Genomic DNA, 22971 nt, shown 5'->3' on the forward strand with positions numbered 1-22971 from the left:
GGCTATTTCGGAGTCAGGAAGTGGCGGTCGGAGTCCGACTGCAGGAAGGCCACGATTTCCTGCACATAGGGGCTGGTGGTTTCCTGTCCCAGCCGCGTCACGCGTTCCATGAAGGCGCCCTCGCCCTGCGCCAGCATCTGGAAGGCGGCCCGCAGGGCGGTGATGTCCGACCGCTCCACGCCCTTGCGCTTGAGGCCGACGAGGTTCAGTCCGTCCAGCTCGCCGCGCGGCCCCTGCACCAATCCGTAGGGCATCACATCGTTGGTCACCATGGTCACAGCGCCGATGATGGCGCCGCGGCCGATGCGGACGAACTGGTGGATGCCGGACAGGCCGCCGATGATGACATCGTCGGCAATGATGCAATGGCCGGCCAGCGCGGCCTGGTTGGCCAGAATCACCCGGTTGCCCACCTGCACGTCGTGACCCACATGGGCACCGGTCATGAACAGGCAGTCGTCACCGACGCTGGTGATGCCACCGCCGCCTTCGGTGCCGGTGTTCATGGTGGCGCCCTCGCGGATGCGGTTGCGCTTGCCCACCACCAGCCGGGTTTTCTCGCCCTTGAACTTCAGATCCTGGGGGATCTCGCCGATCACCGCGCCGGGAAACAGGATCGTGGCCTCGCCGACCTCGGTGCGCCCGGTCACCACCGCATGGCTTTTCAGAACCACGTCCGCGGCCAGCGACACCTCGGCGCCGACGACGCAGAACGGGCCGATCTCGACCCGGTCCCCGATCACCGCACCGGGTTCGATCACCGACGAACGGTGGATGTTGGCCGTGGGCGCGATGCTCACCGGCTCAGGCTCCGCGTCGGTCGATCATGGCGGTGAATTCGCATTCCGCGGCCACCTCGCCATTCACCGTGGCCTTGCCGGCGAATTTCCAGACCTTGCCGCCGCCGCGCAGGGCATCGACGCGCAACTCAAGGATGTCGCCCGGCACCACCTTGCGGCGGAACTTGCACTTGTCGACGCCCATGAAGTAGACAACCGCGCCGCTGTCCACCAGATCCAGCGAGAGCGACACCAGAACCGCCGAGGTCTGGGCCAGCGCCTCGATGATCAGCACGCCGGGAAACACCGGAAGTCCCGGGAAATGGCCCTGAAACTGCGGTTCGTTCATCGACACGCATTTGACGCCCACGGCGCTTTTCGACGGGTCGATGTCCTTGACCTTGTCCAGAAAGAGGAAAGGGTAGCGATGCGGAATCGCCCGTTGAATGAGGTCGATATCAGCCGTGGTGGGGATCGTGTCGCTCATGCTCGTATCCGATTTGCAGTAAATTCCTGCGATTGGGTAACAACTGACGGGGCCGGAAACAAGCGCGGGCCGCTATTGGGCATCCGCGTCCGGCGCCGGGGTGACATCGGGGATCGGGCTGGTATCGGCGGCGGTATCGGGGTTGTTGGGGTCGGAACCCTCGTCGGCATCGGGATTGACCTCAGCCAAGGCCCCCGATCCGACCAGTTCGTCGATGGTGGCAATGGCCCGCTCGGTAATATCCACGCCCTCGACGGCGAAAATCACCGCGTCACGATCCAGCAGCACCGATGCCCCGGCTGCGCGCAGAACCTCGATCAAGGCCGGGCCGATCAGGGACAGGAAGCGTTGCCGCTCCAGTTCGAACTTCCGCTGAAGCTCCAGCGCCTTGCGATCCTGTTCCTGCCGGATCTGCTGCACCCTGGCGTCGAAAGCATCGGCCTTCCGCGCGAAGGTGGCGGCATCCAGCAGGCTTCGCTCTTCGGTCAGGGCCAGTTCTTCGGCGATCAACTCCGATTCGATCCGGCGGTTTTCGGCTTCCAATGCCGCGCGTTCGGCCCCCAGTTCCTGCTGCACCCGGATGCCAAAGCGCGAGCGCAGGAAGATTGCATCCTGATCCAGTGTCGCCACCGGCAGGCTTGCAGCCGGTACATCCGCCACCGCAGCTTGCTGGGCCGCGACCGGAAAAGCCGCGGTCAGCGCCAGGGCCAGCAAGGCCGCAAACCGGCGCCGCAGGTCAGAAGCGGGTCGAGACCGTGAAGTTGAAGTTACGCACTTCGTCATAGTCTTCCTTCTCGATCGCGCGAGTGAAGTCGAACCGCAACGGGCCAATGGGCGTTTCCCAGAACACTGTCGCACCGATCACCTGGCGCAGGTGGAAATCGTCGTCCACCGGGCCGTTTGTTCCCTGTGTGATATCCAGTCCCCAGATCGAGCCGACGTCGTAGAAGACACCGCCACGGATGCCGTATTCTTCCGGCAGGCCCAACGGGAAATCGGCTTCCAGGCTGACCCCGAAGGCGAAGTTGCCGCCCAGGGCATCGTCGTTGATGGCCGTGGTGTCGCGCGGGCCAAGACCGTTGCGTTTGAAGCCCCTCACAGTGCCGCCGCCACGGTAGCGATCTATGACCCGGCTGGAGCCTTCGACGAAATTCAGCGCCTGGCCGATGAAATTGGCGGTCAGGCCGATATCCTCGTTGAAGACCTTTGTGCCATAGTCGGCAGAAACGATGGTCTCGACATAGTTGGTCTGCCCGCCCAGCCCGGCAAAGTTCTGACGAAACTCGAACCCGTAACGGGTGTTCGGGTCAAGGCTGGTCCGGCGCGAGTTGAAATTATAGGCATAACCGAGGGCGCTGGTGGTCAGGGCACCCGCCTCGTTCTGAATGATGATCGAACTGTCGTCGCTCACGTCCGAGATATCGTCGTCGGACAGGCGATAGTTGAGTTCCAGCCGGCCATTGTCGCTGATCGGAAAGCTGATCGACGGTTCGAACCCGAGGCTGGTGGTGTTGAAAAAGGCGCTGAATTGCTGTGTGGCCTCATAGTAGAGGTCGAACACCCCGGTGACATTGCGCCCCAGCAAGGCCGGTTCAACAAAGCGCAGCCGCGAATCCACGTTGTCGACCCCGCCAGAGATGCTGAAATCAAGCTGCTGGCCGCGGCCAAGGAAGTTCCGCTCGCTCAGGCCGAACACCAGCCCGACGCCGTCTTCAAGCGAGAAGTTGGCGCCAAGCTGCAACGATCCGGTGGGCTGCTCCTCGACGTTCACATCGACGATCACGCGGTCCGGGGCGGTGCCTTCGCGGGCGTTCACATCCGCCACGGTGAAGAATCCCAGAGCCCGGATGCGCTCGGCGCTCTCGCGGATCTCGCGCGGGTTGAACGGATCGCCCTCGACGATACGGAACTGGCTGCGGATCACCCGGTCCAGCGTGGTGGAATTGCCTTCGATATCGATGCGTTCCACGAAGATGCGCGGGCCGCGGGTCAGGTTGAAGGTCAGGTTCAGGGTCAGGTTGGTGTCGTCGCGGTCGACCACGGGATCGGCGCGGATGAAGTCGATGCCCTCTTCGATGGCGCGGCGCTCCAGCCGGGCGATGGTGTCGTCAAGCCGTGCCGGCGAATAGGTCTGGCCCTGACGGATCTTGATCGCCCCGTCGAACAGCGCCAGATCCAGTCCCGGCACGTCGGTGGCAAGGTCCACGGTTCCGATCTTGAACTTCTGACCTTCCTCGACATTGAACGTCAGGAAGAACGCGTCCCGCTCGCGCGAGAATTCGGGCGTGACGGACAACACCCGGAAATCGACAAACCCGCGCGACCGGTAGAAGTCGGTCAACACCTGGCGGTCGAACTGGATGCGGTCGTCGATATAAGTGTCGCGGCGCACAAGCTGGCGGAACAGACCGGCCTGCTTGGTGCTCAGTGCTTGCCGCAAACGGCGGTCCGAATAGCTGCGGTTGCCGACAAAACTGATGCGCTCGACCTCGACCACGGCGCCTTCGGTCACTTCGAACACCAGATCGACCCGGTTCTGGCTGCGCGGGATGATCTTCGGCGTCACCGTGGCGGCAAAGCGGCCGGCCTGGAAATAGGCATCGGTGATGGCGCGCGCGTCGGCACCGGCAATCGTCGGGCTGTAGACCCGGCGGGGCTGCGACGACAACAGCGCCTGCAGGATATCATCGTTCAGGCGGCGATTGCCCTCGATGCTGATCTGGTTGATGGTCGGAAACTCGGCGACCACGAAGGTCAGCGTATTGCGCCCGGCCTGGATGTCGACGCTTTCGAACAGGCCCGAGCCGAGAATCCGCTGTTTCGCGTCGTTGATCTGGCCGGTGGTGACCCGCTGGCCGGGCTCGATCCCGGCATAGGTCAGAACTGTCGAATCCTCGATCCGCTGATTGCCTTCGACCCGGATCGCACCAAACGACGATTGCGCCAGCGCCGCTCCGTTGCCGATCAGGCAGAGCATCGTGATCGCCATCGCGGCGACCCACACCACTTGTCTACGCAGCGCGCCCGTTGCCATATGCCTGCCCTCGCCCTTCTGCTTCTTTGCATCAGGGGTTAGTGCGGGACCGCCAAGATGTCAAAACCACACTGCACCGATGGCGCGGATATCGCGCAGCCACGCCACAGTTGTGCCGCGATCAGGGGCAGAAGATGTCGTTCGTGACGGCAAAGATCATCAGCGACAGGATCAGCGCCAATCCGCCGGCCATCAGCACCCGCAAGGCGCGGTCGCTGGGGGCCGAGCCCGTGACCGCTTCCCATGCATGGAACACCAGGTGGCCACCGTCCAGGACCGGCACCGGGAACAGGTTGATCAACCCCACCGCCGTGGACAGCACCGCGATGAACCAGATGAAGCTGACCGCGCCCTGGCTGGCCGCCGCGCCCGAGGTCTCGGCAATGCCGATGGGCCCGCTCAGGTTGCACGAGGAAATCGCGCCTGTGATCATGTGGTAGAGGCCCGACAGGCTCTGCTGCACGATGTTGCCCACCTGGCTGAAGCCGAACCCCAGCGCCGTGATCGGCCCCAGCGTCTCGGTCTCGGGCACGAAGAACAGCCCGCCGGTGACGCCGATCAGATAGCGCTGCTCGAAACCGCCGTCCTCGCTGGGCACGTCCATTTCGCGCGGGGTCAGGGTCATCGGGAAGGCGTCGCCGTCGCGCCAGACTTCCAACTCCAGCGGGGCGCCATTCGAGATCAGGACCGCGCTGCGCAGATCCTCGAACGAGGATATCCGGGTATCCCCCACCGACAGGATCACGTCGCCGGTTTCCAGCCCGGCGTCCATCGCCGCCGATTGCGGCGTGACCGAGGTGACCAGCGGCGGATAGGGATAAGGGCCGGGGAAGGTCAACTCGCGCCCGTCGCGGTCCACCGTGTAGTCCAGTTCGGGCGCCACCGGCAGGTTGTTCACGAACGTCCCGAAGCCGCTGAAGTCGGGCACGTCGCGGCCGTGGATCTCGACGATCCGGTCGCCGGGCATCAGCGCCTGCGCGCCAAAGGGCATGGGCCGCAGTTCCGCGATGGTCAGCGGCGCCTTGGCCTGCCCCTGGAACATCGCGATCAGGGCAAAGACGATGATCGACAGGACGAAGTTGAACACTGGCCCCGCCGCCACCGTGGCCGAGCGCGCCCACAAGGGTGCGTCGTGCATGGTGCGGCGACGCTCCGCCGGGTTCATTTGCTCCAGCGCCCGCGCATCCTTGCCCGAGGCCGCATCGCTGTCGCCCAGAAACTTGACGTAGCCGCCCAGAGGCAGGGCCGCGATCTGCCAGACGGTACCGCGCCGGTCCGTCCAGCGGGCCAGGACGGGGCCGAAGCCCAGCGAGAACACCTCGGCATGGATCCCGCTCCAGCGCCCGACGATGTAGTGGCCGTATTCATGCACTGCCACGATGACCGACAGGGCCACCACGAAGGCCGCGATCGTATAGGCCAGGCTGCCGAAGTTGGGGATCAATCCGATAAGTTCCAAGGGCTGGAAACGTCCTTCTTGCAAATGGGTGCCGGTATACGGCCTTGGGCGGTCAGGCCGCGGTCACGCGTGCGACCTCATCTCTGGCGATTTGGTCCACATGCAGGACATTATCAAGGGTCGGGGCCGCCGACAGGGCCGGATCGCCCGCAAGTCGGGTCAAAACCCCGTCAACCGCGGCCGCCATGTCCAGAAACCCGATGCGCCCGGCAATGAACAGATCCAGCGCCCGCTCCTTGGCGCCGTTGAACGCGGCCCCTGTCAACCCGCCCGCCGCCATCACCGCATGGGCCAGCCGCAGCGCAGGATAGCGGGCCGGGTCGGGGGCGCGAAAGGTCAAGGCGCCCACCTGTGCCAGATCGAGCCGCGCCACCGGCAGGTCGCGGCGCGCGGGCCAGTTCAGCGCATAGCCGATGGCGTGGCGCATGTCCGGCGCGCCCACATGGGCCATCAGCGCGCCGTCGCGAAAGCCCACCAGTGCGTGGATCAGGCTTTCGGGATGCACCACGGTTTCGATTTTCTCGGGCGCGATGTCGAAGAATTCATGGGTTTCGATCAGTTCCAGCGCCTTGTTGAACATCGACGCGCTGTCGATGGTGATGCGCTGGCCCATGTCCCAGTTGGGATGGTTCGAAGCTTCGGCCACGGTGGCCTTCGCCAGACGCTCCAGCGGCCAGTCGCGGAAGGCGCCGCCCGAGGCGGTGATGACGATGCGCTCCACCGCCGCCATGTCTTCGCCCACAAGCGCCTGGAACACCGCTGAATGCTCGCTGTCCACCGGCAGGATGCGGGCACCATGGGCGCGGGCCTCGGCCATCAGCAGCGGCCCGGCGCAGACCAGGCTTTCCTTGTTGGCCAGCGCCAGCGTGGTGCCGTGGCGCAGGGCGCGCAGGCCGGGCGCCAGCCCCGCCGCGCCGACGATGGCCGACATGATCCAGTCCGCGGGACGATCTGCCGCCTCGATCAGGGCTTCGGGGCCCGCCGCGGTGGCGATGCCGCTGCCCGCCAGGGCGGCCTTCAGATCATTGTGGCGGGCGGGATCGGCGGTCACCGCAAGCTCGACCTGAAACTCGCGCGCCTGCGCGGCCAGCTTGTCGATGTTCTGGCCCCCGGTCAGGGCCACAACCTGGAACGCAGATCGCCGTCGGCGGATCAGATCAAGCGTGCTGCATCCGATGGACCCGGTTGCCCCGAAGATGGATATCCGGCGCATGGCTCATCCGCCCCCCGGCGGAAACGGGACGACTTGTTCCACCAGCAGGAACAGCACCGCCGCGCCCAGTACCCCGTCGAACCGGTCGAAAAAGCCACCATGGCCGGGCAACAGGTTCGAGCTGTCCTTGACGCCGACCTGTCGTTTCAGCGCGCTTTCGGCGATGTCGCCCATCTGCGACGCCATCGAAAGCGCAATGGATATTCCGATCACCTGAGATCCGGCCATAGAGGTCTTGAAGGCGACAAACCCCACCAGCCCCGCCGCGACCCAGCCCGCCACGGTGCCCGACCAGGTTTTCTTGGGGCTGACGCGCGGCCAGAATTTCGGCCCGCCGAAGGTCTTGCCGGCGAAATAGCCGGCCACATCGGTGGCGATCACGATGCCCAGCAGCCAGACCAGCCATTTCCACGATATGTTCTCGCGCAGGTCCACAAGACCGTAGCCCGCCAGCAGCACCATCACCGAAAACAGCGCGAAGGCCAGCGGCTGGCGCCGGGCCTGCCCCACGCCCAGCAATGCGGGCAGCATCAGCAGCGGCACGCCGTAGCCGTCGGGGACCAGCGACAGCACGAGGCTGGCCACCCCGGCGGCCACCGCCACCAGCAGGCTGCGCGACACCCCGGTCATGGTGGCCAATTCCCAGGTGATCAGGGCCACGGCGACGGCCACGAAACCCACGAACCAGATGCCGCCCAGATAGATTGCCGCGATGGCCGCCGCGACCAGCACCACCGACGATCCGATCCGCGGTGCCAGATCCGCCCAGCGTCCCTTGCCGGTCCTGGCAGATGGCTGTTCGTTGCCGGTCATCCCGGCAAAACCGCTCCGAAACGCCGTTCGCGGCCGCCAAAGGTCAGCAGGATGTCCGCGAAATGTTCGGGGGAGAAATCCGGCCACAGGGTCGGGGTGAATTCGTACTCGGCATAAGCCGACTGCCACAGCAGGAAATTCGACACCCGGCTTTCGCCCGAAGTGCGGATCACCAGGTCGGGATCGGGAATCGCGGCAGTGTAGAGATAGGTGTCAAAAAGTTCTGGCGTGATGCTGTCGACGCAGACCTCGCCGGCGGCCACAGCGCGCGCCAGACGGGTGGCGGCCATCGTGATCTCGTCCCGCGCGCCATAGTTCAGGGCCACGGTCAGGTTCAGGCGCGTGTTGTCCGCCGTCTGCCGCTCCACCTGCTCCATCAACTGGACGAGCTTGGCGTTGAGCGGCGTGCGGTCGCCGATGAAGCGCACGCAGACGCCGGATTCCATCAACTCCTGCGCCTCACTGACCAGATAGCGGCGGAACAGCGCCATCAGGCCCGAAACCTCTGCCGTCGAGCGGCGCCAGTTCTCGGTCGAGAAGGCGAAGAGGGTCAGGTAGCGGACGCCGTTGTCGGGGCAGGCACGCACGATTTCCCGCACGCGGGTCGCACCGGCATGGTGGCCCTTCAGACGCGGCAAGCCGCGTCGGGTCGCCCAGCGGCCGTTGCCATCCATGATGATGGCCACGTGTTCCGGCGCGATCTGGCGGTTGTCCTTTGCCGCCATCAGTATGTCTGCCCTGGACGCATCAAGCGGGGCTCCTGTCCTGATCTGCCCTGCTTAAACCTGCATGATCTCGGCCTGTTTGGCCTCAAGCGCAGAATCCACCATAGCAACATATTTGTCGGTCAGTTCCTGGATCTCGTCGGACCAGACCTTGTTATCGTCTTCACTCATCCCGGCGGACTTGGCGCGTTTCAGCTGGTCCATCCCGTCGCGGCGCACATTGCGCACGGCGACACGGGCGTGTTCGGCATATTGCGCGGCGACGCGGGTCAGGTCCCGGCGGCGTTCTTCGTTCAACTCGGGGATCGGCAGGCGGATGATCGTGCCATCGACCACCGGGTTGATGCCCAGACCGCTGTCGCGGATGGCTTTCTCGGCCTTCTGGACCATCGACTTGTCCCAGATGTTGACGGTGATCATCCGCGACTCGGGAACGTTCACAGTGCCGATCTGGTTGAGCGGGGTCATGGCGCCATAGGATTCCACCATGATCGGATCCAGCATGCTGGCCGAGGCGCGCCCGGTGCGCAGCGACAGGAATTCCTGCTTCAGCGAAGCCATTGCCCCGTCCATCCGGCGGGTCAGATCATCGATGTCGATTTCAAGCTCGTCTTCGGCCATGTGTTCTTCCTTTCAATCGGTGCGCTTCCGACCGCCTTCAAAACCCGAACCCTACAGGGACCATTGACGGGTTTAAATGCCTATAAGGTTAACCGTGCACGGTTGTATAGGTGCCTTGGCCGCTGAGGATCCCGCGAAAGCCCCCCTGCTCGTCGAGCGAGAACACGATGATCGGCTTGTTGTTGTCCCGCGCCAGCGCGATCGCCGAGGCATCCATGACGCCCAGATGCTTTTGCAGAACCTCGTCATAGGTCACCGTGTCATAGCGTTTCGCATCCGCGTGCTTGACCGGATCCTTGTCATAGACCCCGTCCACCTTGGTGCCCTTGAAGATCGCTTCACAGGCCATTTCATTGGCGCGCAGCGTCGCGGCGGTGTCGGTGGTGAAATAGGGGTTGCCGGTGCCGGCGGCGAAGATGCACACGCGCTTCTTTTCCAGGTGGCGCACGGCGCGGCGGCGGATGTAGGGCTCGCAGACCTGATCCATCGGGATGGCGCTGACAACACGGGTATAGACCCCCATGCTTTCCAGCGCGCCCTGCATGGCCAGCGCGTTCATCACGGTGGCCAGCATGCCCATGTAGTCGGCTGTGGTCCGCTCCATCCCCTGGGCCGATCCGGACAGCCCGCGGAAGATGTTGCCGCCGCCAATGACCATGCAGATCTCGACGCCCAACTCGTGGACCGACTTCACTTCGGACGCGATGCGTTCCACGGTGGGCGGATGCAGGCCATAGCCCTGCGATCCCATCAGGGCCTCGCCCGAGATCTTGAGGAGCACCCGCTTGAACTTGATGCCGCTGTCGGAAACGTCGCCACTCATGACTTCTGCCCTGCCTTCTTCCACGTCGCCCGCACAATGAAGCAGGTTGGCCGCGCTTTCAATTGCGTTCGTTCACACTTTCGCTGCGTCGCGGCATATGATGCGTTCGCACAACGGCAACAGCGGCGGGGATTGCATCCGGGGCCGCGCTTTGCCATGCGACAGATTACATGATCCAGGACCTTCTCGAAACCCTGCCGCCCGCGCGCCCCGTCCTTCTGGCGGGTCCGACCGCCTCTGGCAAGTCGGCGTTGGCGCTGGCCGTGGCCGAGGCCCAGGGCCGGGTGGTGGTCAATGCCGATGCGTTGCAGGTCTATGACTGCTGGCAGGTGCTGAGCGCGCGCCCCGCGCCCGACGAACTGGCCCGCGCCGAACACGCGCTCTACGGCCATGTCGCCTATGACGCCGCCTATTCCACCGGGCACTGGCTACGCGAGGTTGCGCCCTGCCTGGAACGCGACCCCGCGCCAATCATCATCGGCGGGACAGGCCTGTATTTCATGGCTTTGACCGAGGGGCTAGCGGATATTCCGGCGACCCGCCCCGAGGTTCGCGAAGCGGCATCGGCGCATCGCGCGCGGGTCGGGCTGGAGACGATGGCGGATGATCTGGACCCGGCCACGCGGGCACGGATCGACCTGAACAACCCCATGCGGGTGCAGCGCGCCTGGGAAGTGCAGCAGCAAACCGGGCGCGGGCTGGCGGACTGGCAGGCCGAGACGCCGCCTGCGCTGTTGCCCGCCGATCGGGCCGCCTGCTGGCAGATTGCCGCCGACCCGGTCTGGCTGAACGCCCGCATCGACCGGCGGTTCGACGCGATGATGGCACATGGGGCACTGGACGAGGTGCGCGCCATCCTGCCGGTCTGGGATCCGGCGCTTCCCTCTGCCAAGGCCATTGGCGCGCCCGAGTTGGTTGCCCTCCTGCGTGGCGAGATCAGCGAATCGGATGCCGTGGCCCGCGCCAGGATCGCCTCGCACCAATACGCCAAACGGCAGCGCACGTGGTTCCGGCGTCGCATGACGGGGTGGCAGTTGCTGGATGCCTGTGCAATCGGAGCGTGATTGCGGCAACACACCGCTGATTCGTCTCAAGTTTTGGAAACTATTCGTAAACCCGCCTTGGACGAATCTTTCCCCCGTAAGTAATCTGACGCCAGACAGGGAGAGTCCATGTTCGACAGCCAGTCCTCAGATTCCACGCAACGGCCCCTGAAGGCCGTCCCGATCTCGCAACTGGCCCGCCAGGGCCGATGGGAAATCGACACGCCGCGCAGTTATCTCGTGCCGGTGCTGCTGTGGTTCACCTGCGGCCAGGGCCGCCTGTCCATCGATGGCGAGGTGCGGGGGTATACTGCGCATAACGCGATCTTCCTGCCGGCCAACACCGCGCACGCCTGCCAGGCCTTGGGCCGCACGCAAGGCACCGCCCTGTTCATGGGAGGACGCAAGGATATACCGGTCCCGCAAGAGGTTCTGCATCTGCGGTTGTCCACGCTTCAGGACCAGGCCGAGTTGAACCAGCTGGTCGAAGGCTTCCGCACCGACTGCCGCTCGACCCTGCCGCTGACCGACGAGGTGCTGCATCACCGCGCCAGCCTGATTTCGCTGTGGTTGACCCGCAAGCACCTGATGTCCGGCACCCGCAGGCTCATTCATCAGCCTGAACTGCCCGTCGCCCGACGCAGCGGCGCGGCGGACTGAACCGAAAACGACCCCGCGGCCGGTTGCGGTGTTTCGGTTCGGGGTTCCGCAGATCCTGTTGCCCTGAAAACAGGCGCGCGGGATGATGCGAAACCAATTCCGCCACACCTTATGCGCCAAGGGTCCGCCACCATGACTGTCCCGGTTCCTCCGCTGACCCCGCCGTACCACGTGGTTGTGTTCACCTCGCTGCTGCGCGCCCCCGATCCTGCCTATGAAGCCATGGCGCAGCGCATGGTCGCGCTTGCCCGGGACGCACCCGGATTCCTGGGAATGGACAGCGCAAGGGGCACCGATGGTCTGGGCATCACCGTCAGCTACTGGACCGATGAAGCGGCCATCGCCGCATGGAAGGCCGACACCCGCCATCTGGCAGCGCAACGGCTGGGGAATGCCGACTGGTATGCCAGCTATTCGCTGCATGTGGCGCGGGTGGAACGCGCCTATTCCGGTCCGCGCGACACCGAAACGCCTGCCTCCTGAACGTCAGGCCACACGGGGCAGCAACCTGAAACCGCCAGTGGGTCGGCTCAGGCGTCGGCGGCTTTTTCTTCCAGCGTCAGCCATTCATCCTCGGCGGCGGCCAGCGCGGTCTGGCGTTCCACCAGCGCCTCGGTCGCTTTCTGGAACTTCACCGGCGCCTCGGTGAACAGTTTCGGATCGGCCAGGAACTCTTCCAGCTTGGAGATCTCGGCTTCCAGCCGTTCGATGACGGCGGGCAGCTTATCCAAACGATGCCGCTCGGTATAGCTCAGCCCCTTGTCCGCAGCCTGCCGGGCCGCCGGCGCGGCTTGCGCGGGTTTTCGGGGGGCCGTCTTGGGGCGGGGTGCCTCCACCGGCGGGTTTTCCGCACGCTGCGCCCGGTAGTCGCTCCAGCCCCCGGCATAGACCACGGCGCGGCCATCGCCCTCCATGGCGATGGTGGTCGAGGCCACCCGGTCAAGGAAATCCCGGTCGTGGGAGACCAGCAGCACGGTGCCGTCGTAGTCGCCCAGCACGTCCTGCAGCAGGTCCAGCGTTTCCACGTCCAGATCGTTGGTCGGCTCGTCCAGCACCAGCAGGTTGCTGTCGCGCGCCATGATCTTGGACAGCAGCAGACGCGCCTTCTCGCCCCCGGACAACGAGCGTACCGGCGCGCGCGCCTGCCGCTCGTCAAACAGGAAATCCTTCAGGTAGCCGACCACATGGCGCGGGGTGCCGCGCACCATGATCTGATCGGCGCGTCCCGACACCCGCATGGTCGGATCGCCCGCAAGGGTTTCCCACAGGCTCAGGTCGGGATCCAGTTGCGCGCGGTTCTGGTCGAAGACCGCCATTTCAAGGTTGGACCCAAGAGAAACCGTGCCGCTGTCGGGCGCGACCTCTCCGGTCAACATCTTCAGCAGCGTGGTCTTGCCGACGCCGTTCGGCCCGACGAAGGCCACCCGGTCGCCGCGCAGCACGCGCAGATCGAAGGGACGCAGGATGATGCGGTCGTCGAAGGTCTTCGAAATGCCCTTGGCCTCGATCACCTTGCGGCCCGATTTCTGGCCCGCGGCCAACTGCAGGTCGGCGGCCCCCTGACGACGGATCTGGGCGGCGCGGTCGGCCCGCAGATCCTTCAGCGCCCGCACCCGGCCCATGTTGCGCTTGCGCCGGGCCGAGATGCCCTCGACCGCCCAACGGGCTTCGGCCTTGATCTTGCGATCCATCTTGTGACGCGCCTCATCCTCTTCTTCCCAGGTCTTGTCGCGCCAGGTCTCGAAGGCGGCAAACCCCTGTTCGCGCCGCCGCACCGCGCCCCGGTCGATCCACAGCGTGGCCCGTGTCAGCGCGGTCAGGAAGGCGCGGTCGTGCGAGATCAGGACAAAGGCGGCGCGGGTGTCCTTCAGGCGCTGCTCCAGCCAGCCGATGGCCTCGATATCCAGATGGTTGGTGGGTTCGTCCAGCAGCATCAGGTCGGGATCTTCGGCCAGCAGCTTGGCCAGTGCAGCGCGGCGACGCTCGCCACCCGAGGCGGCCGCGATGGCGGTGTCGGGGCTGAACTTCAGCCCTTCGGACACCATCTCGATCTTGTAGGCCTCGGCCGGATCCAGCGCGCTGGCGGCATAATCGCCCAGGGTGGCAAAGCCCGACAGGTCGGGATCCTGCTCCATGTAGCCCACCGAGATGCCGGGCGTGACCACCCGCTCGCCCCGGTCAGGCTCGACCAGGCCGGCCATGACCTTCATCAGGGTCGATTTGCCGGATCCGTTGCGGCCCACAAGGGCCACACGGTCGCCGGGTTGAACCACCAGACCGAGGTCGGAGAAGACCGGATCACCGCCGAAAGTCAGCGAGATGCCGGAGAGCTGGAGCGCGGGAGGGTTTGCCATGGCGCCGGGCTAGAGGAGCGGTGCCGCAAGATCAAGGGCCAGACGGCCCGCCCGGTCACAACCGCGTGGCTGGCGTCCCGGTTGCCTGCGTGCGTCTTGGCGATGCCCGCCCGCTGCCCTAGGTTTCAGGGGAACCGGCGTCACCGACCGTGCCGCTGCCGGACCCACGCCCGAACAGGAGGCCACCGATGGACAAGATCATCAAGACCGAGGCGGAATGGCAGGCCGAACTGTCGCCGCTGGCCCACAAGGTCACCCGCAAGCACGGCACCGAGCCGGCGCACAGCCATGACAATTTCCCCAAGGAGCCCGGCACCTATCGCTGCCTGTGCTGCGATGCCCCCCTGTTTCACCAGAACACCAAGTTCGACAGCGGCACCGGCTGGCCCAGCTTCTATGCGCCGCTCGACCCCGAGATGGTCGGCGAGAAAGAAGACCGCAGCTGGTTCATGCGCCGCACCGAGGTCCACTGCAACCGTTGCGAAGCGCACCTTGGGCATGTGTTCCCGGACGGGCCGGCGCCCACCGGCCTGCGCTATTGCATCAACGGCGTGGCCCTGACCTTCGAGCCCGAGGACGACTGACCCTATTCCAGGAAGTCGCCAGCCGTGGGCGAACCGACATTGCCGAAGATCTGGCGCAGCAGGCCGCGATCGGCAACCGACGGATTGGTGACGCGAGCGGTCAGGGTGACCACCTGGCCGTCCTGCTCGTCCAGACGGACGATGTTGCGCACGGTGCCGTTGTCGTTGAACAGGATGGCCACGACCTCGCGTTCGACCACCTTGGGGGCGCGGGCGCCGAAGGTTTCGCGGGTGCTGGCCACATAATACCAGGCCCGGTCGCCATCGATGCCCTTGTTCAGCGGCAGGCCGATCTTCTCGGCCACGCTGTCGCGGGTGTCGCGGCCGACCGAGACTTCCGAGAGTTGATCCTCGGGCGGCACATAGCCATGATTGCGCACGATGGGCTGGCAGGCCGCCACCAGCAGCACGCCTGCAACCGCAGCCAATCGGCCGCTGCGGCGGATCCGTGGGAAAAGCCCGTTCATCATCTTGCGCCTTGCCTGAGAAGTCGTCATCTGGCACCCGGATTAGCGAAGCCTCCCCCAGTGTTCAAGAATGGATGCCGCATGACACAGGAAACCCCGAACGATCGGCCCGCGTCAGATCGCCGGATCCGCCTCGATTCGCTACGCCAGCGCCGCGCGCATGACTTTGCCGTTCGCCTGACCCGCGAGGAAATGGAAGCCGCCGCCGGACGGCTGGGTCTGATCGCGCTCGACAAGGCGCGGCTGACCTGCACCCTGCGGCCCAGCGGCCAGCACGACTGGGATTTGGATGGCCAGATCGGCGCGACGGTCACGCAGGCCTGCGTGGTGACGCTGGCCCCGGTGCGCAGCCGCATCGACGAGCCGCTGACGCGGCGGTTCCGCGCCGACTATGTCGAGGCCGAGATCGAGGAAGACGCCGAGATCGAAATGCCCGAAGATGACGCGCTGGAGCCCCTGCCCGCCGCACTGGACTTCCTGGCCCTGTTCGAGGAATCGCTGTCGCTGGCCCTGCCGCCCTATCCCCGCGCCGAAGGCGCCGAGGTCATCGAGCAAAGTTTCGCCGAACCCGGCGTGAAACCCCTGACCGATGAGGATACCAAGCCCTTTGCCGGTCTGGCCGGGTTGCGCGACAAGCTGAAGGGCGGCGAAAACTGACACGTCGTTGACGGGATTCCGAAAAAACCGCTTGCGCGGCACCGGAAAACCGCTAGAAGACCGACTTCATTTCCATGCGTGCCGCTGACACCGGTCAGAGAGGTCACGCCCCTATCCGAAGGTTGAGACATGGCTGTCCAGCAGAACAAAGTCACGCGGTCCCGCCGGAACAACCGTCGCGCTCACGACGCCCTGGTCGCCGGGAATCCGAACGAATGCACCAACTGCGGCGAGCTGAAGCGCCCGCACCATGTGTGCCCGTCCTGCGGCCACTACAACGATCGCGAAGTCGTTGCTCTGGTTGAGGAAATCGAGCTGGACGACGACGCGGCATAAGCCGCCCCTTACCCCGGGATACCATGATGGCACGGATGACACGGCAAGGCTCGGTCCGTGCCGAATCAGGTCCGATCACGATTTCGGTCGACGCCATGGGCGGCGACCGGGGCCCCGGCGCAATCATTGCCGGCATGGGCCGGGCGGCCCGCGACAATCCCGATATCCATTTTCTGGTCCATGGGGCCGCGGCCAAGCTGGAACCGCTGGTCGCCAAGCGGCGTGACCTTTCGGGCCGCTGCAAGGTGCGCGATGCCGAAGGCGTCGTGACCATGGATGCCAAGCCCAGCCATGCCATGCGCAACGGCAAGGGCACCTCCATGTGGTCGGCCATCGAAGCGGTGCGCGATGGCGAGGCGCAGGTCTGCGTGTCCTGCGGCAACACCGGCGCGCTGATGGCCATGTCCATGGTGCGCCTGCGCAAGATCCCCGGCATCAACCGTCCTGCCATTGCCTGCCTGTGGCCGTCGCGCAATTCCGGCGGGTTCAACGTGATGCTGGATGTGGGCGCCGACATCCGCGCCGATGCCGAAGACCTTCTGCAATACGCACTGATGGGCACCTCCTATGCCCGCGTCGGGCTGGGCCTGCCGCGCCCGCGCATCGGCCTGCTGAACGTGGGCACCGAGGAGCACAAGGGCCGGGCCGAACTGAAGCTGGCCCATGACATGATCGCCGCCGCCTCGGAAACCGCACAATTCGATTTCGTGGGTTACGTCGAAGGCGGCGACATTCCCTCCAATCGCGTCGATGTCATCATCACCGACGGCTTTACCGGCAACGTCGCTCTGAAGACCGGCGAAGGCACCGCCAAGCTGATCCGCGAGCTTCTGCGCGAGGCCTTCAACCACACCATCCTGTCGCGGTTCGCCGCCCTTCTGGCGATCACCTCGCTGCGGCGCCTGGCCAAGCGGATCGACCCGCGCCAGGTCAACGGCGGGGTGTTTCTGGGCCTGAACGGTACGGTGGTGAAGTCCCACGGGTCCGCCGATGCCACCGGCATCGCCGCCGCGATCAAACTGGCCGCCGAACTGGGCCAGGCCGATTTCCCGGAACGTATCGCCGCACGGGTTGCATCCCTCTCCGACACGGGCCAAGGTGGCCGGACGTCCGGGCAGGTATACGGAACCCACAAATGACAACACGCGCCGCAATTCGGGGAGTTGGCCACTATCTCCCCGAAAAAGTATTTGAAAACAGCGAGTTTGCGGCGACTCTGGACTCCTCCGACGAATGGATCCGGTCGCGGTCCGGGATCGAACGGCGGCATTTCGCAGCCGAAGGCGAGACCACCTCGGACATGGCCGCAAAGGCCGCCGAGGCCGCCCTTGCGGATGCCGGCCTGGGACCGGATGACATTGACGCCATCGTGCTGGCGACCTCGACCGCCGATCTGACATTCCCGTCCGCCGCCACCATGGTGCAGGACAAGATCGGCATGACTGGCGGCTTCGCCTATGACGTGCAGGCGGTCTGCGCCGGTTTCATCTTTGCCCTGACCAACGCCAACGGGCTGATCCTGTCGGGACAGGCCGAGCGCGTTCTGGTGATCGGCGCCGAGACCTTCAGCCGGATCATGGACTGGACCGACCGTGGCACCTGCGTGCTGTTCGGCGACGGTGCCGGGGCCGTGATTCTGGAACGTGTCACGGGCGACGGCAGCAATGCCGACCGCGGCATCCTGGCCAGCGACCTGAACTCCGACGGCCGCTACCGCGATATCCTGTATGTCGACGGCGGCGTCTCGACCCATACCACCGGCCATTTGCGCATGCAGGGCAAGGAAGTGTTCCGCCACGCCGTCGAGAAACTGGCCAGCACCGCGCATACCGCGCTGGAAAAGCTGGGGCTGACCGGCGCGGATGTGGACTGGATCGTGCCGCATCAGGCCAACCTGCGCATTATCAAGGCCACCGCCCAAAAGATGGGTGTGCCGATGGAGCGCGTGGTGGTCACGGTGCAGGATCACGGCAACACCTCGGCGGCGTCGATTCCCCTCGCGCTGTCCGTTGGCAAGGCCCGCGGCCAGATCAAACCCGGCGATCTTGTGGTCGTCGAAGCCATCGGTGGCGGTTTGGCATGGGGTTCGGTGGTCATTCGCTGGTAAATGCCGCGCGACTCAAGCCATTGACACCAAAGGCATTGACAGGCTTTCGCGCCTCTCTCTATCCTGCCCTCGGACCTGGAGACGAGTGATGACTGGCAAGACCCTGACCCGTATGGACCTGAGCGAAGCCGTTTTTCGCGAGGTCGGCCTGTCCCGAAACGAATCCGCGCAGCTTGTGGAATCGGTTCTCGACCATCTCAGCGACGCGCTGGTCGATGGCGAGTCGGTGAAGATATCGTCTTTCGGCACCTTCAACGTGCGCGACAAGGCCGCCCGCGTGGGCCGCAATCCCAAGACCGGGGAAGAGGTGCCGATCCACCCGCGCCGCGTCCTGACCTTCCGGCCCTCGCACCTGATGAAGGAACGCGTGGCCCAGGGCAACAAGCGCTGATCCGCGACACCGATGCGCAAATCCGCCGAAGCCTTCCGCACCATCAGCGAGGTGGCCAGATGGCTGGACACCCCTGCCCATGTTCTGCGGTTCTGGGAAAGCCGGTTTCCCGAAATCGCGCCGGTCAAGCGGGCCGGGGGGCGGCGCTATTATCGTCCCGACGACATGCGCCTGCTGGGCGGCATCAAGCACCTGCTGCACACCGAGGGCCACACCATCAAGTCGGTGCAGGAACGGCTGCAGACCGAAGGCACGGTCGCCATCGCGGCCTTCAGCCCCTCGCTGGACCTGAAAACAGACGGTGACGCCGCCGCCGCACCCGAGACGTCAGACAGCGTGACCCCGCCCGCTGCCACACCGACAGCAGACACCACCCCATCACCGCAGACAGATGTGTCCGGCGAAGACCCGGCGCCCGGCGAGATACCCATTGCGGCGCAGAGCGAGGACATCCCGCCCATCGGGTTCTTCTTCGACGACAGCGAAGACGCGGACCCGGCCGAGGATCAAAGCGGCACCTTCGCCAGCAGCCAGATGCCGCCTCCCGAAGATCGCTCTGATCCGGCGGATGTGGCAGCACCCGAAGCCGCCATGCCGGTGGAGGTTCCGCCGCTGGCTCCTGTCCCCTATCTGCCCGGCACCAGCCACGCCCTGCGTGCCCTTGTGCCCGCCGATCTGCCCGCCGCCCATCGCGCCGCCCTGCGCGACGCCGCCACCCGCCTGCAAGCGCTGCATAGCCGGCCCTGGTGAGCCGCGTTCGGGGCTGCATTTTTTGCGATCTTCCGCCTTGCCCTGCCGCCCAGAAATGATAAACAGCGCGAACGTCGGGCCATGGCGCAGCCTGGTTAGCGCGTCCGTCTGGGGGACGGAAGGTCGTGAGTTCGAATCTCGCTGGCCCGACCATCAAAAAGGCCCGTGCCCAGTTCCGGGTGCGGGCCTTTTGTCTGAAGGAGCTCTGCCGCGCCCATGACCGACCCGAGCCCCGCCCGCCAGGGCGTCTTGCCGATCCAGACCCTCCGCGCCATGGTGGACCGAGGTCAGATCAGCGGCGATCCCGCGATCCTCGAAGACCAGTATCAGCCCGCCTCGCTGGACCTGCGGCTGGGCCGCGTCGCCTACCGGGTGCGCGCCTCCTTCCTGCCCGGCAGCCAGGCCAACGTTGCCGACCGTCTGAGCCGCTTCGAGATGCATCGGATGGATCTGGACGCCGGCGCCGTGCTGGAAAAGGGCTGCGTCTACCTGGTGCCGCTGATGGAGTCCCTGACCCTGCCCGCCGGCATCACCGCCGTGGCCAACGCCAAAAGCTCCACCGGTCGGCTCGATCTGCTGACCCGCGTCATCACCGACAAGGGCAGCGAGTTCGACCGCATCGCCGAAGGCTACACCGGCCCGCTCTACGCCGAGATCTGCCCGCGCAGCTTTTCCGTGCTGGTGCGCGCCGGCATGCGCCTGAACCAGATCCGCTTTCGCGCCGGCAAGGCCGAGTTGGACGACGCCGCCCTCACCGCGCTGCACGCCGCAGAACCGCTGGTGGACGGCGCGGCCCATATCGATCAGGGCCTGGGGTTCTCCGTCGATCTACGCCCGCGCGAAGACGGCGTTGTGGGCTACCGCGCCAAACCCCATGCCGGGGTGATCGATCTGGATCGCATCGCCGCCTATGAGCGCGCCGATTTCTGGGACGAGCTGCGCAGTGACGGCGACGGGCTGATCCTCGACCCCGGCGCCTTCTACATCCTCGTCAGCCAGGAAGCGGTCACCATCCCGCCCGACTACGCCGCCGAGATGGCCCCCTATATGGCGCTGATGGGCGAATTCCGTGTGCATTACGCGGGGTTCTTCGATCCGGGCTTTGGCCATGCCAGCGCCGGCGGCAAGGGCTCGCGCGGCGTTCTGGAAGTGCGCTGCCACGAATCGCCCTTCCTGCTGGAACACGGGCAAAGGGTCGGACGGCTGGTTTATGAACGGATGAGCGAACAGCCCTCACGCCTTTACGGTGCCGAGATCAAATCGAACTACCAGGGCCAGGGCCTGAAACTCTCCAAGCACTTCCGCTAAACTCGCTCCTCCACAAGCCCCCCCCGCGCGGCCGCTTCCGGGCGCACGCCCCCTTTTTCTTGTCCGAAATACTCCGGGGGAGCGACCGCCAGGTCGCGGGGGCAGCGCCCCCAATACCCCCAAACGAAAAAAGCGGCCCCAGTGGGACCGCCCGTCGTTTCGCGATGATCGCGCTTGTGCCTCAGGAAGCTTCGGTGATGAACTTCACCGCGTCGCCGAAGGTCTGGATGGTTTCGGCCGCGTCGTCCGGGATCTCGATGCCGAACTCTTCTTCGAAAGCCATCACCAGTTCCACGGTGTCCAGGCTGTCGGCGCCCAGGTCATCGATGAAAGAGGCACCTTCGGTGATCTTGCCTTCTTCCACGCCCAGGTGCTCGACAACGATCTTCTTCACGCGATCTGCGATGTCGCTCATGTCATATCCTCTATGTCTTTCGGGGTCTTGCCCGTTCTCGATCAACAGCTCCGAAGAGCCACTTCAGGCCACTGGGCCTTCAACTTTTCCCAGAAATGGGTCCCTGCCCCCGGGCAAGTTGCGAGGCCTATAGCATATGGAATGGGGAAGGCAAACGCTTTCGCCTTTCCCGTCCATCCTCAGATCATCGCCATGCCGCCGTTGACATGCAGCACGGCGCCGGTGGTGTAGCCGGCCTCGGCGCTGGCCAGATACAGCACCGCAGCCGCGATCTCGCCGACCTCGCCCATGCGCCCGGCGGGGATCTGGCCCAGTATCGCGCCCTTCTGGTCGTCGTTCAGCTTGTCGGTCATGGCGGTGGCGATAAAGCCCGGCGCCACGGCGTTGACGGTGATGCCGCGGCTGGCGACCTCATAGGCCAGCGATTTCGACATGCCCACCAGCCCCGCCTTGGAGGCGGCATAGTTGCCCTGTCCGGGATTGCCGGTGGCGCCCACGACCGAGCTGATGTTGACGATGCGGCCCCAGCGTTTCTTCATCATGCCGCGCAGCACGCCCTTGCTGAGGCGGAAGGCCGAGGTGAGGTTGACCTCCAGAACGCTGGACCATTCCTCGTCGGACATGCGCATGAACAGGTTGTCGCGGGTGATGCCGGCATTGTTCACAAGGATATCGACACCGCCCATGGCCTCGACCGCCTGTTTCGGCAGCGTGTTGACCGCCTCGGCGTCGCTCAGGTTGCAGGGCAGCACGTGGGCGCGTTCGCCCAGGTCCGCGGCCAGCGCCTCCAGCGGCTCCACTCGGGTGCCCGACAGGCCGACGGTGGCACCGGCGGCGTGCAGGGTGCGGGCGATCTCGGCCCCGATGCCGCCCGAGGCGCCGGTGACGAGCGCGGTTTTTCCGGTCAGATCAAACATGTGACTTCCTTCTTTTGCACGGCTCAGGCGAGCGCGGCCTTGATATCGTCAGGGGTCGAGATGGCGGTGCAGGCGATGGACCGTTCGATGCGCCGGATCATGCCCGACAGGGCCTTGCCCGCGCCCACTTCCCAGACCTCGGTCACCCCGTTTGCGGCCATGAACTGCACGCTTTCGCGCCAGCGTACAGCCCCGGTCACCTGGGTGATCAACTGCGCGCGTATCGCCTCGGGGTCCGAGGTTGCCTGCGCCGTGACATTGGCCACCAGCGGTGCAACGGGGGCAGCGATGGTCACATCGGCCAGCGCCCCGGCCATGACGTCGGCGGCGGGCTGCATCAGGGCGCAGTGGAACGGCGCGGACACCGGCAGCAGCAGCGCCCGCTTGGCGCCCTTCTCCTTGGCCAGCACCGTGGCCCGTTCGACGGCCGCCTTGTGGCCCGAGACCACGACCTGTGCGGGATCATTGTCATTGGCGGCCTGGCAGACCTCGCCCTGCGCGGCGGCTTCGGCCACCTCGGTGACGGCGGCCAGGTCCAGCCCCAGGATCGCGGCCATGGCGCCCTCGCCCACCGGCACGGCGGCCTGCATGGCCTTGCCCCGGATGCGTAGCAGGCGCGCGGTGTCGGTGACGCTCAGCGCCCCGGCGGCGGCCAGCGCCGAATATTCCCCCAGCGAATGCCCGGCCACGAAAGCGCCGTCGGCGATGGACACGCCCTCGGTCTCCAACGCGCGGACGGCGGCCAGCGAACAGGCCATCAGCGCCGGTTGCGCGTTCTGGGTCAGGGTCAGGGTGTCGATATCGCCGGTCCAGATCAACTCGGAGAGCTTCTCGCCCAGAGCCTCGTCCACCTCGTCGAATACCGCCCTGGCGGCCGGGCAGGCCTCTGCCAGGGCCTGTCCCATTCCGATCGCCTGGGCCCCTTGTCCGGGGAATACAAATGCGCGGCTCATGGCTCCTCCGTCGCGGTTCTGTGAACACTGGTTGCCGGTCGGGATAGCCCAGCGGCGCAGGGCGCGCAATCCGGC

General features: G+C 65.7%; 26 protein-coding genes and 1 tRNA gene. 12 read left to right on the top strand and 15 right to left on the bottom strand.

All coding sequences use genetic code 11. The annotated features are described in order from the left end of the window. Positions 1-2 precede the first annotated feature (2 nt). The 10 genes from lpxA to pyrH all read right to left on the bottom strand — a co-directional run bounded on the left by lpxA (position 3) and on the right by pyrH (position 9954). Positions 3-800, bottom strand: a complete 798-nt coding sequence (gene lpxA, locus AB0T83_RS02150; RefSeq protein WP_366191150.1) for an acyl-ACP--UDP-N-acetylglucosamine O-acyltransferase — start codon at positions 798-800, stop codon at positions 3-5. 4 nt (positions 801-804) lie between these two features. Continuing rightward, entirely contained in the window at positions 805-1266 is a 462-nt protein-coding gene (fabZ, locus tag AB0T83_RS02155) for a 3-hydroxyacyl-ACP dehydratase FabZ (protein ID WP_366191152.1), read from the bottom strand. Positions 1267-1338: 72 nt separating this feature from the next. Further along, entirely contained in the window at positions 1339-1980 is a 642-nt protein-coding gene (locus AB0T83_RS02160) for an OmpH/Skp family outer membrane protein (protein ID WP_366191154.1), read from the bottom strand. A gap of 22 nt (positions 1981-2002) precedes the next feature. Further along, positions 2003-4255 (bottom strand): outer membrane protein assembly factor BamA, encoded by a 2253-nt coding sequence (gene bamA / locus AB0T83_RS02165; protein WP_366191156.1) that lies wholly within the window; start codon positions 4253-4255, stop codon positions 2003-2005. Between the two features lie 166 nt (positions 4256-4421). Beyond that, positions 4422-5759: an RIP metalloprotease RseP gene (rseP, locus tag AB0T83_RS02170; RefSeq protein WP_366191158.1), complete on the bottom strand. Its 1338-nt coding sequence runs from the start codon at positions 5757-5759 to the stop codon at positions 4422-4424. Between the two features lie 52 nt (positions 5760-5811). Beyond that, positions 5812-6972, bottom strand: coding sequence for a 1-deoxy-D-xylulose-5-phosphate reductoisomerase (gene dxr / locus AB0T83_RS02175; protein ID WP_366191160.1), 1161 nt, complete (start codon positions 6970-6972; stop codon positions 5812-5814). A gap of 3 nt (positions 6973-6975) precedes the next feature. Continuing rightward, positions 6976-7785, bottom strand: a complete 810-nt coding sequence (locus AB0T83_RS02180) for a phosphatidate cytidylyltransferase (RefSeq protein WP_366191162.1) — start codon at positions 7783-7785, stop codon at positions 6976-6978. Then, positions 7782-8510 (bottom strand): polyprenyl diphosphate synthase, encoded by a 729-nt coding sequence (gene uppS, locus AB0T83_RS02185; RefSeq protein ID WP_366191163.1) that lies wholly within the window; start codon positions 8508-8510, stop codon positions 7782-7784. The genes AB0T83_RS02180 and uppS overlap by 4 nt, the downstream gene beginning before the upstream one ends. Before the next feature lie 54 nt (positions 8511-8564). After that, complete coding sequence (gene frr, locus AB0T83_RS02190) at positions 8565-9131, bottom strand: ribosome recycling factor (protein ID WP_366191165.1); 567 nt, start codon at positions 9129-9131, stop codon at positions 8565-8567. A gap of 88 nt (positions 9132-9219) precedes the next feature. Beyond that, entirely contained in the window at positions 9220-9954 is a 735-nt protein-coding gene (gene pyrH, locus AB0T83_RS02195; protein WP_366191167.1) for a UMP kinase, read from the bottom strand. Positions 9955-10124: 170 nt separating this feature from the next. On the opposite strand from pyrH, the gene miaA reads away from it, so the two are divergent. The 3 genes from miaA (at position 10125) to AB0T83_RS02210 (ending at position 12140) form a co-directional block, all read left to right on the top strand. Then, complete coding sequence (gene miaA / locus AB0T83_RS02200) at positions 10125-11018, top strand: tRNA (adenosine(37)-N6)-dimethylallyltransferase MiaA (RefSeq protein WP_366191169.1); 894 nt, start codon at positions 10125-10127, stop codon at positions 11016-11018. Between the two features lie 108 nt (positions 11019-11126). Then, complete coding sequence (locus AB0T83_RS02205; RefSeq protein WP_366191171.1) at positions 11127-11657, top strand: hypothetical protein; 531 nt, start codon at positions 11127-11129, stop codon at positions 11655-11657. A gap of 132 nt (positions 11658-11789) precedes the next feature. Beyond that, positions 11790-12140: an antibiotic biosynthesis monooxygenase family protein gene (locus AB0T83_RS02210; protein ID WP_366191173.1), complete on the top strand. Its 351-nt coding sequence runs from the start codon at positions 11790-11792 to the stop codon at positions 12138-12140. A 47-nt stretch (positions 12141-12187) separates the two neighbouring features. Here AB0T83_RS02210 and AB0T83_RS02215 read toward each other — a convergent pair whose 3' ends face one another. Beyond that, positions 12188-14011: an ABC-F family ATP-binding cassette domain-containing protein gene (locus AB0T83_RS02215; protein ID WP_366191175.1), complete on the bottom strand. Its 1824-nt coding sequence runs from the start codon at positions 14009-14011 to the stop codon at positions 12188-12190. A 188-nt stretch (positions 14012-14199) separates the two neighbouring features. Here AB0T83_RS02215 and msrB point away from each other — a divergent pair, with 188 nt between their 5' ends. Then, positions 14200-14595, top strand: coding sequence for a peptide-methionine (R)-S-oxide reductase MsrB (gene msrB, locus AB0T83_RS02220; protein ID WP_366191177.1), 396 nt, complete (start codon positions 14200-14202; stop codon positions 14593-14595). A 2-nt stretch (positions 14596-14597) separates the two neighbouring features. Here msrB and AB0T83_RS02225 read toward each other — a convergent pair whose 3' ends face one another. After that, positions 14598-15062 carry an outer membrane protein assembly factor BamE gene (locus AB0T83_RS02225; RefSeq protein WP_366191178.1) on the bottom strand — a complete coding sequence of 155 codons (465 nt, stop codon included), beginning with the start codon at positions 15060-15062 and terminating at the stop codon, positions 14598-14600. Positions 15063-15143: 81 nt separating this feature from the next. Here AB0T83_RS02225 and AB0T83_RS02230 point away from each other — a divergent pair, with 81 nt between their 5' ends. From AB0T83_RS02230 to AB0T83_RS02265, 8 genes are all read left to right on the top strand, one after another. Then, positions 15144-15719 carry a YceD family protein gene (locus AB0T83_RS02230; protein WP_366191180.1) on the top strand — a complete coding sequence of 192 codons (576 nt, stop codon included), beginning with the start codon at positions 15144-15146 and terminating at the stop codon, positions 15717-15719. Positions 15720-15848: 129 nt separating this feature from the next. Continuing rightward, positions 15849-16055: a 50S ribosomal protein L32 gene (rpmF, locus tag AB0T83_RS02235; protein WP_193140698.1), complete on the top strand. Its 207-nt coding sequence runs from the start codon at positions 15849-15851 to the stop codon at positions 16053-16055. A 35-nt stretch (positions 16056-16090) separates the two neighbouring features. Next, complete coding sequence (gene plsX, locus AB0T83_RS02240) at positions 16091-17194, top strand: phosphate acyltransferase PlsX (protein ID WP_366191569.1); 1104 nt, start codon at positions 16091-16093, stop codon at positions 17192-17194. After that, the gene (locus AB0T83_RS02245) at positions 17191-18162 is read left to right on the top strand and encodes a beta-ketoacyl-ACP synthase III (protein ID WP_366191182.1); all 972 of its coding nucleotides are present in this window, start codon (positions 17191-17193) and stop codon (positions 18160-18162) included. The genes plsX and AB0T83_RS02245 overlap by 4 nt, the downstream gene beginning before the upstream one ends. A gap of 88 nt (positions 18163-18250) precedes the next feature. Next, the gene (gene ihfA / locus AB0T83_RS02250; protein ID WP_193140696.1) at positions 18251-18553 is read left to right on the top strand and encodes an integration host factor subunit alpha; all 303 of its coding nucleotides are present in this window, start codon (positions 18251-18253) and stop codon (positions 18551-18553) included. A 12-nt stretch (positions 18554-18565) separates the two neighbouring features. Continuing rightward, positions 18566-19303, top strand: coding sequence for a MerR family transcriptional regulator (locus AB0T83_RS02255; protein WP_366191185.1), 738 nt, complete (start codon positions 18566-18568; stop codon positions 19301-19303). A 75-nt stretch (positions 19304-19378) separates the two neighbouring features. Next, positions 19379-19456: transfer RNA gene (locus AB0T83_RS02260), tRNA-Pro, on the top strand. A gap of 63 nt (positions 19457-19519) precedes the next feature. Next, entirely contained in the window at positions 19520-20611 is a 1092-nt protein-coding gene (locus AB0T83_RS02265; protein WP_366191186.1) for a 2'-deoxycytidine 5'-triphosphate deaminase, read from the top strand. A 181-nt stretch (positions 20612-20792) separates the two neighbouring features. Here AB0T83_RS02265 and AB0T83_RS02270 read toward each other — a convergent pair whose 3' ends face one another. The 3 genes from AB0T83_RS02270 to fabD all read right to left on the bottom strand — a co-directional run bounded on the left by AB0T83_RS02270 (position 20793) and on the right by fabD (position 22896). After that, complete coding sequence (locus AB0T83_RS02270; protein WP_193140693.1) at positions 20793-21026, bottom strand: acyl carrier protein; 234 nt, start codon at positions 21024-21026, stop codon at positions 20793-20795. A gap of 179 nt (positions 21027-21205) precedes the next feature. After that, complete coding sequence (gene fabG / locus AB0T83_RS02275) at positions 21206-21943, bottom strand: 3-oxoacyl-[acyl-carrier-protein] reductase (RefSeq protein ID WP_366191187.1); 738 nt, start codon at positions 21941-21943, stop codon at positions 21206-21208. Positions 21944-21966: 23 nt separating this feature from the next. Continuing rightward, complete coding sequence (gene fabD / locus AB0T83_RS02280; RefSeq protein WP_366191189.1) at positions 21967-22896, bottom strand: ACP S-malonyltransferase; 930 nt, start codon at positions 22894-22896, stop codon at positions 21967-21969. Positions 22897-22971: the final 75 nt, after the last annotated feature.

The organism is Meridianimarinicoccus marinus (genome assembly GCF_040689105.1).
In the GTDB taxonomy this organism is placed as follows: Bacteria; Pseudomonadota; Alphaproteobacteria; order Rhodobacterales; family Rhodobacteraceae; genus Meridianimarinicoccus; species Meridianimarinicoccus marinus.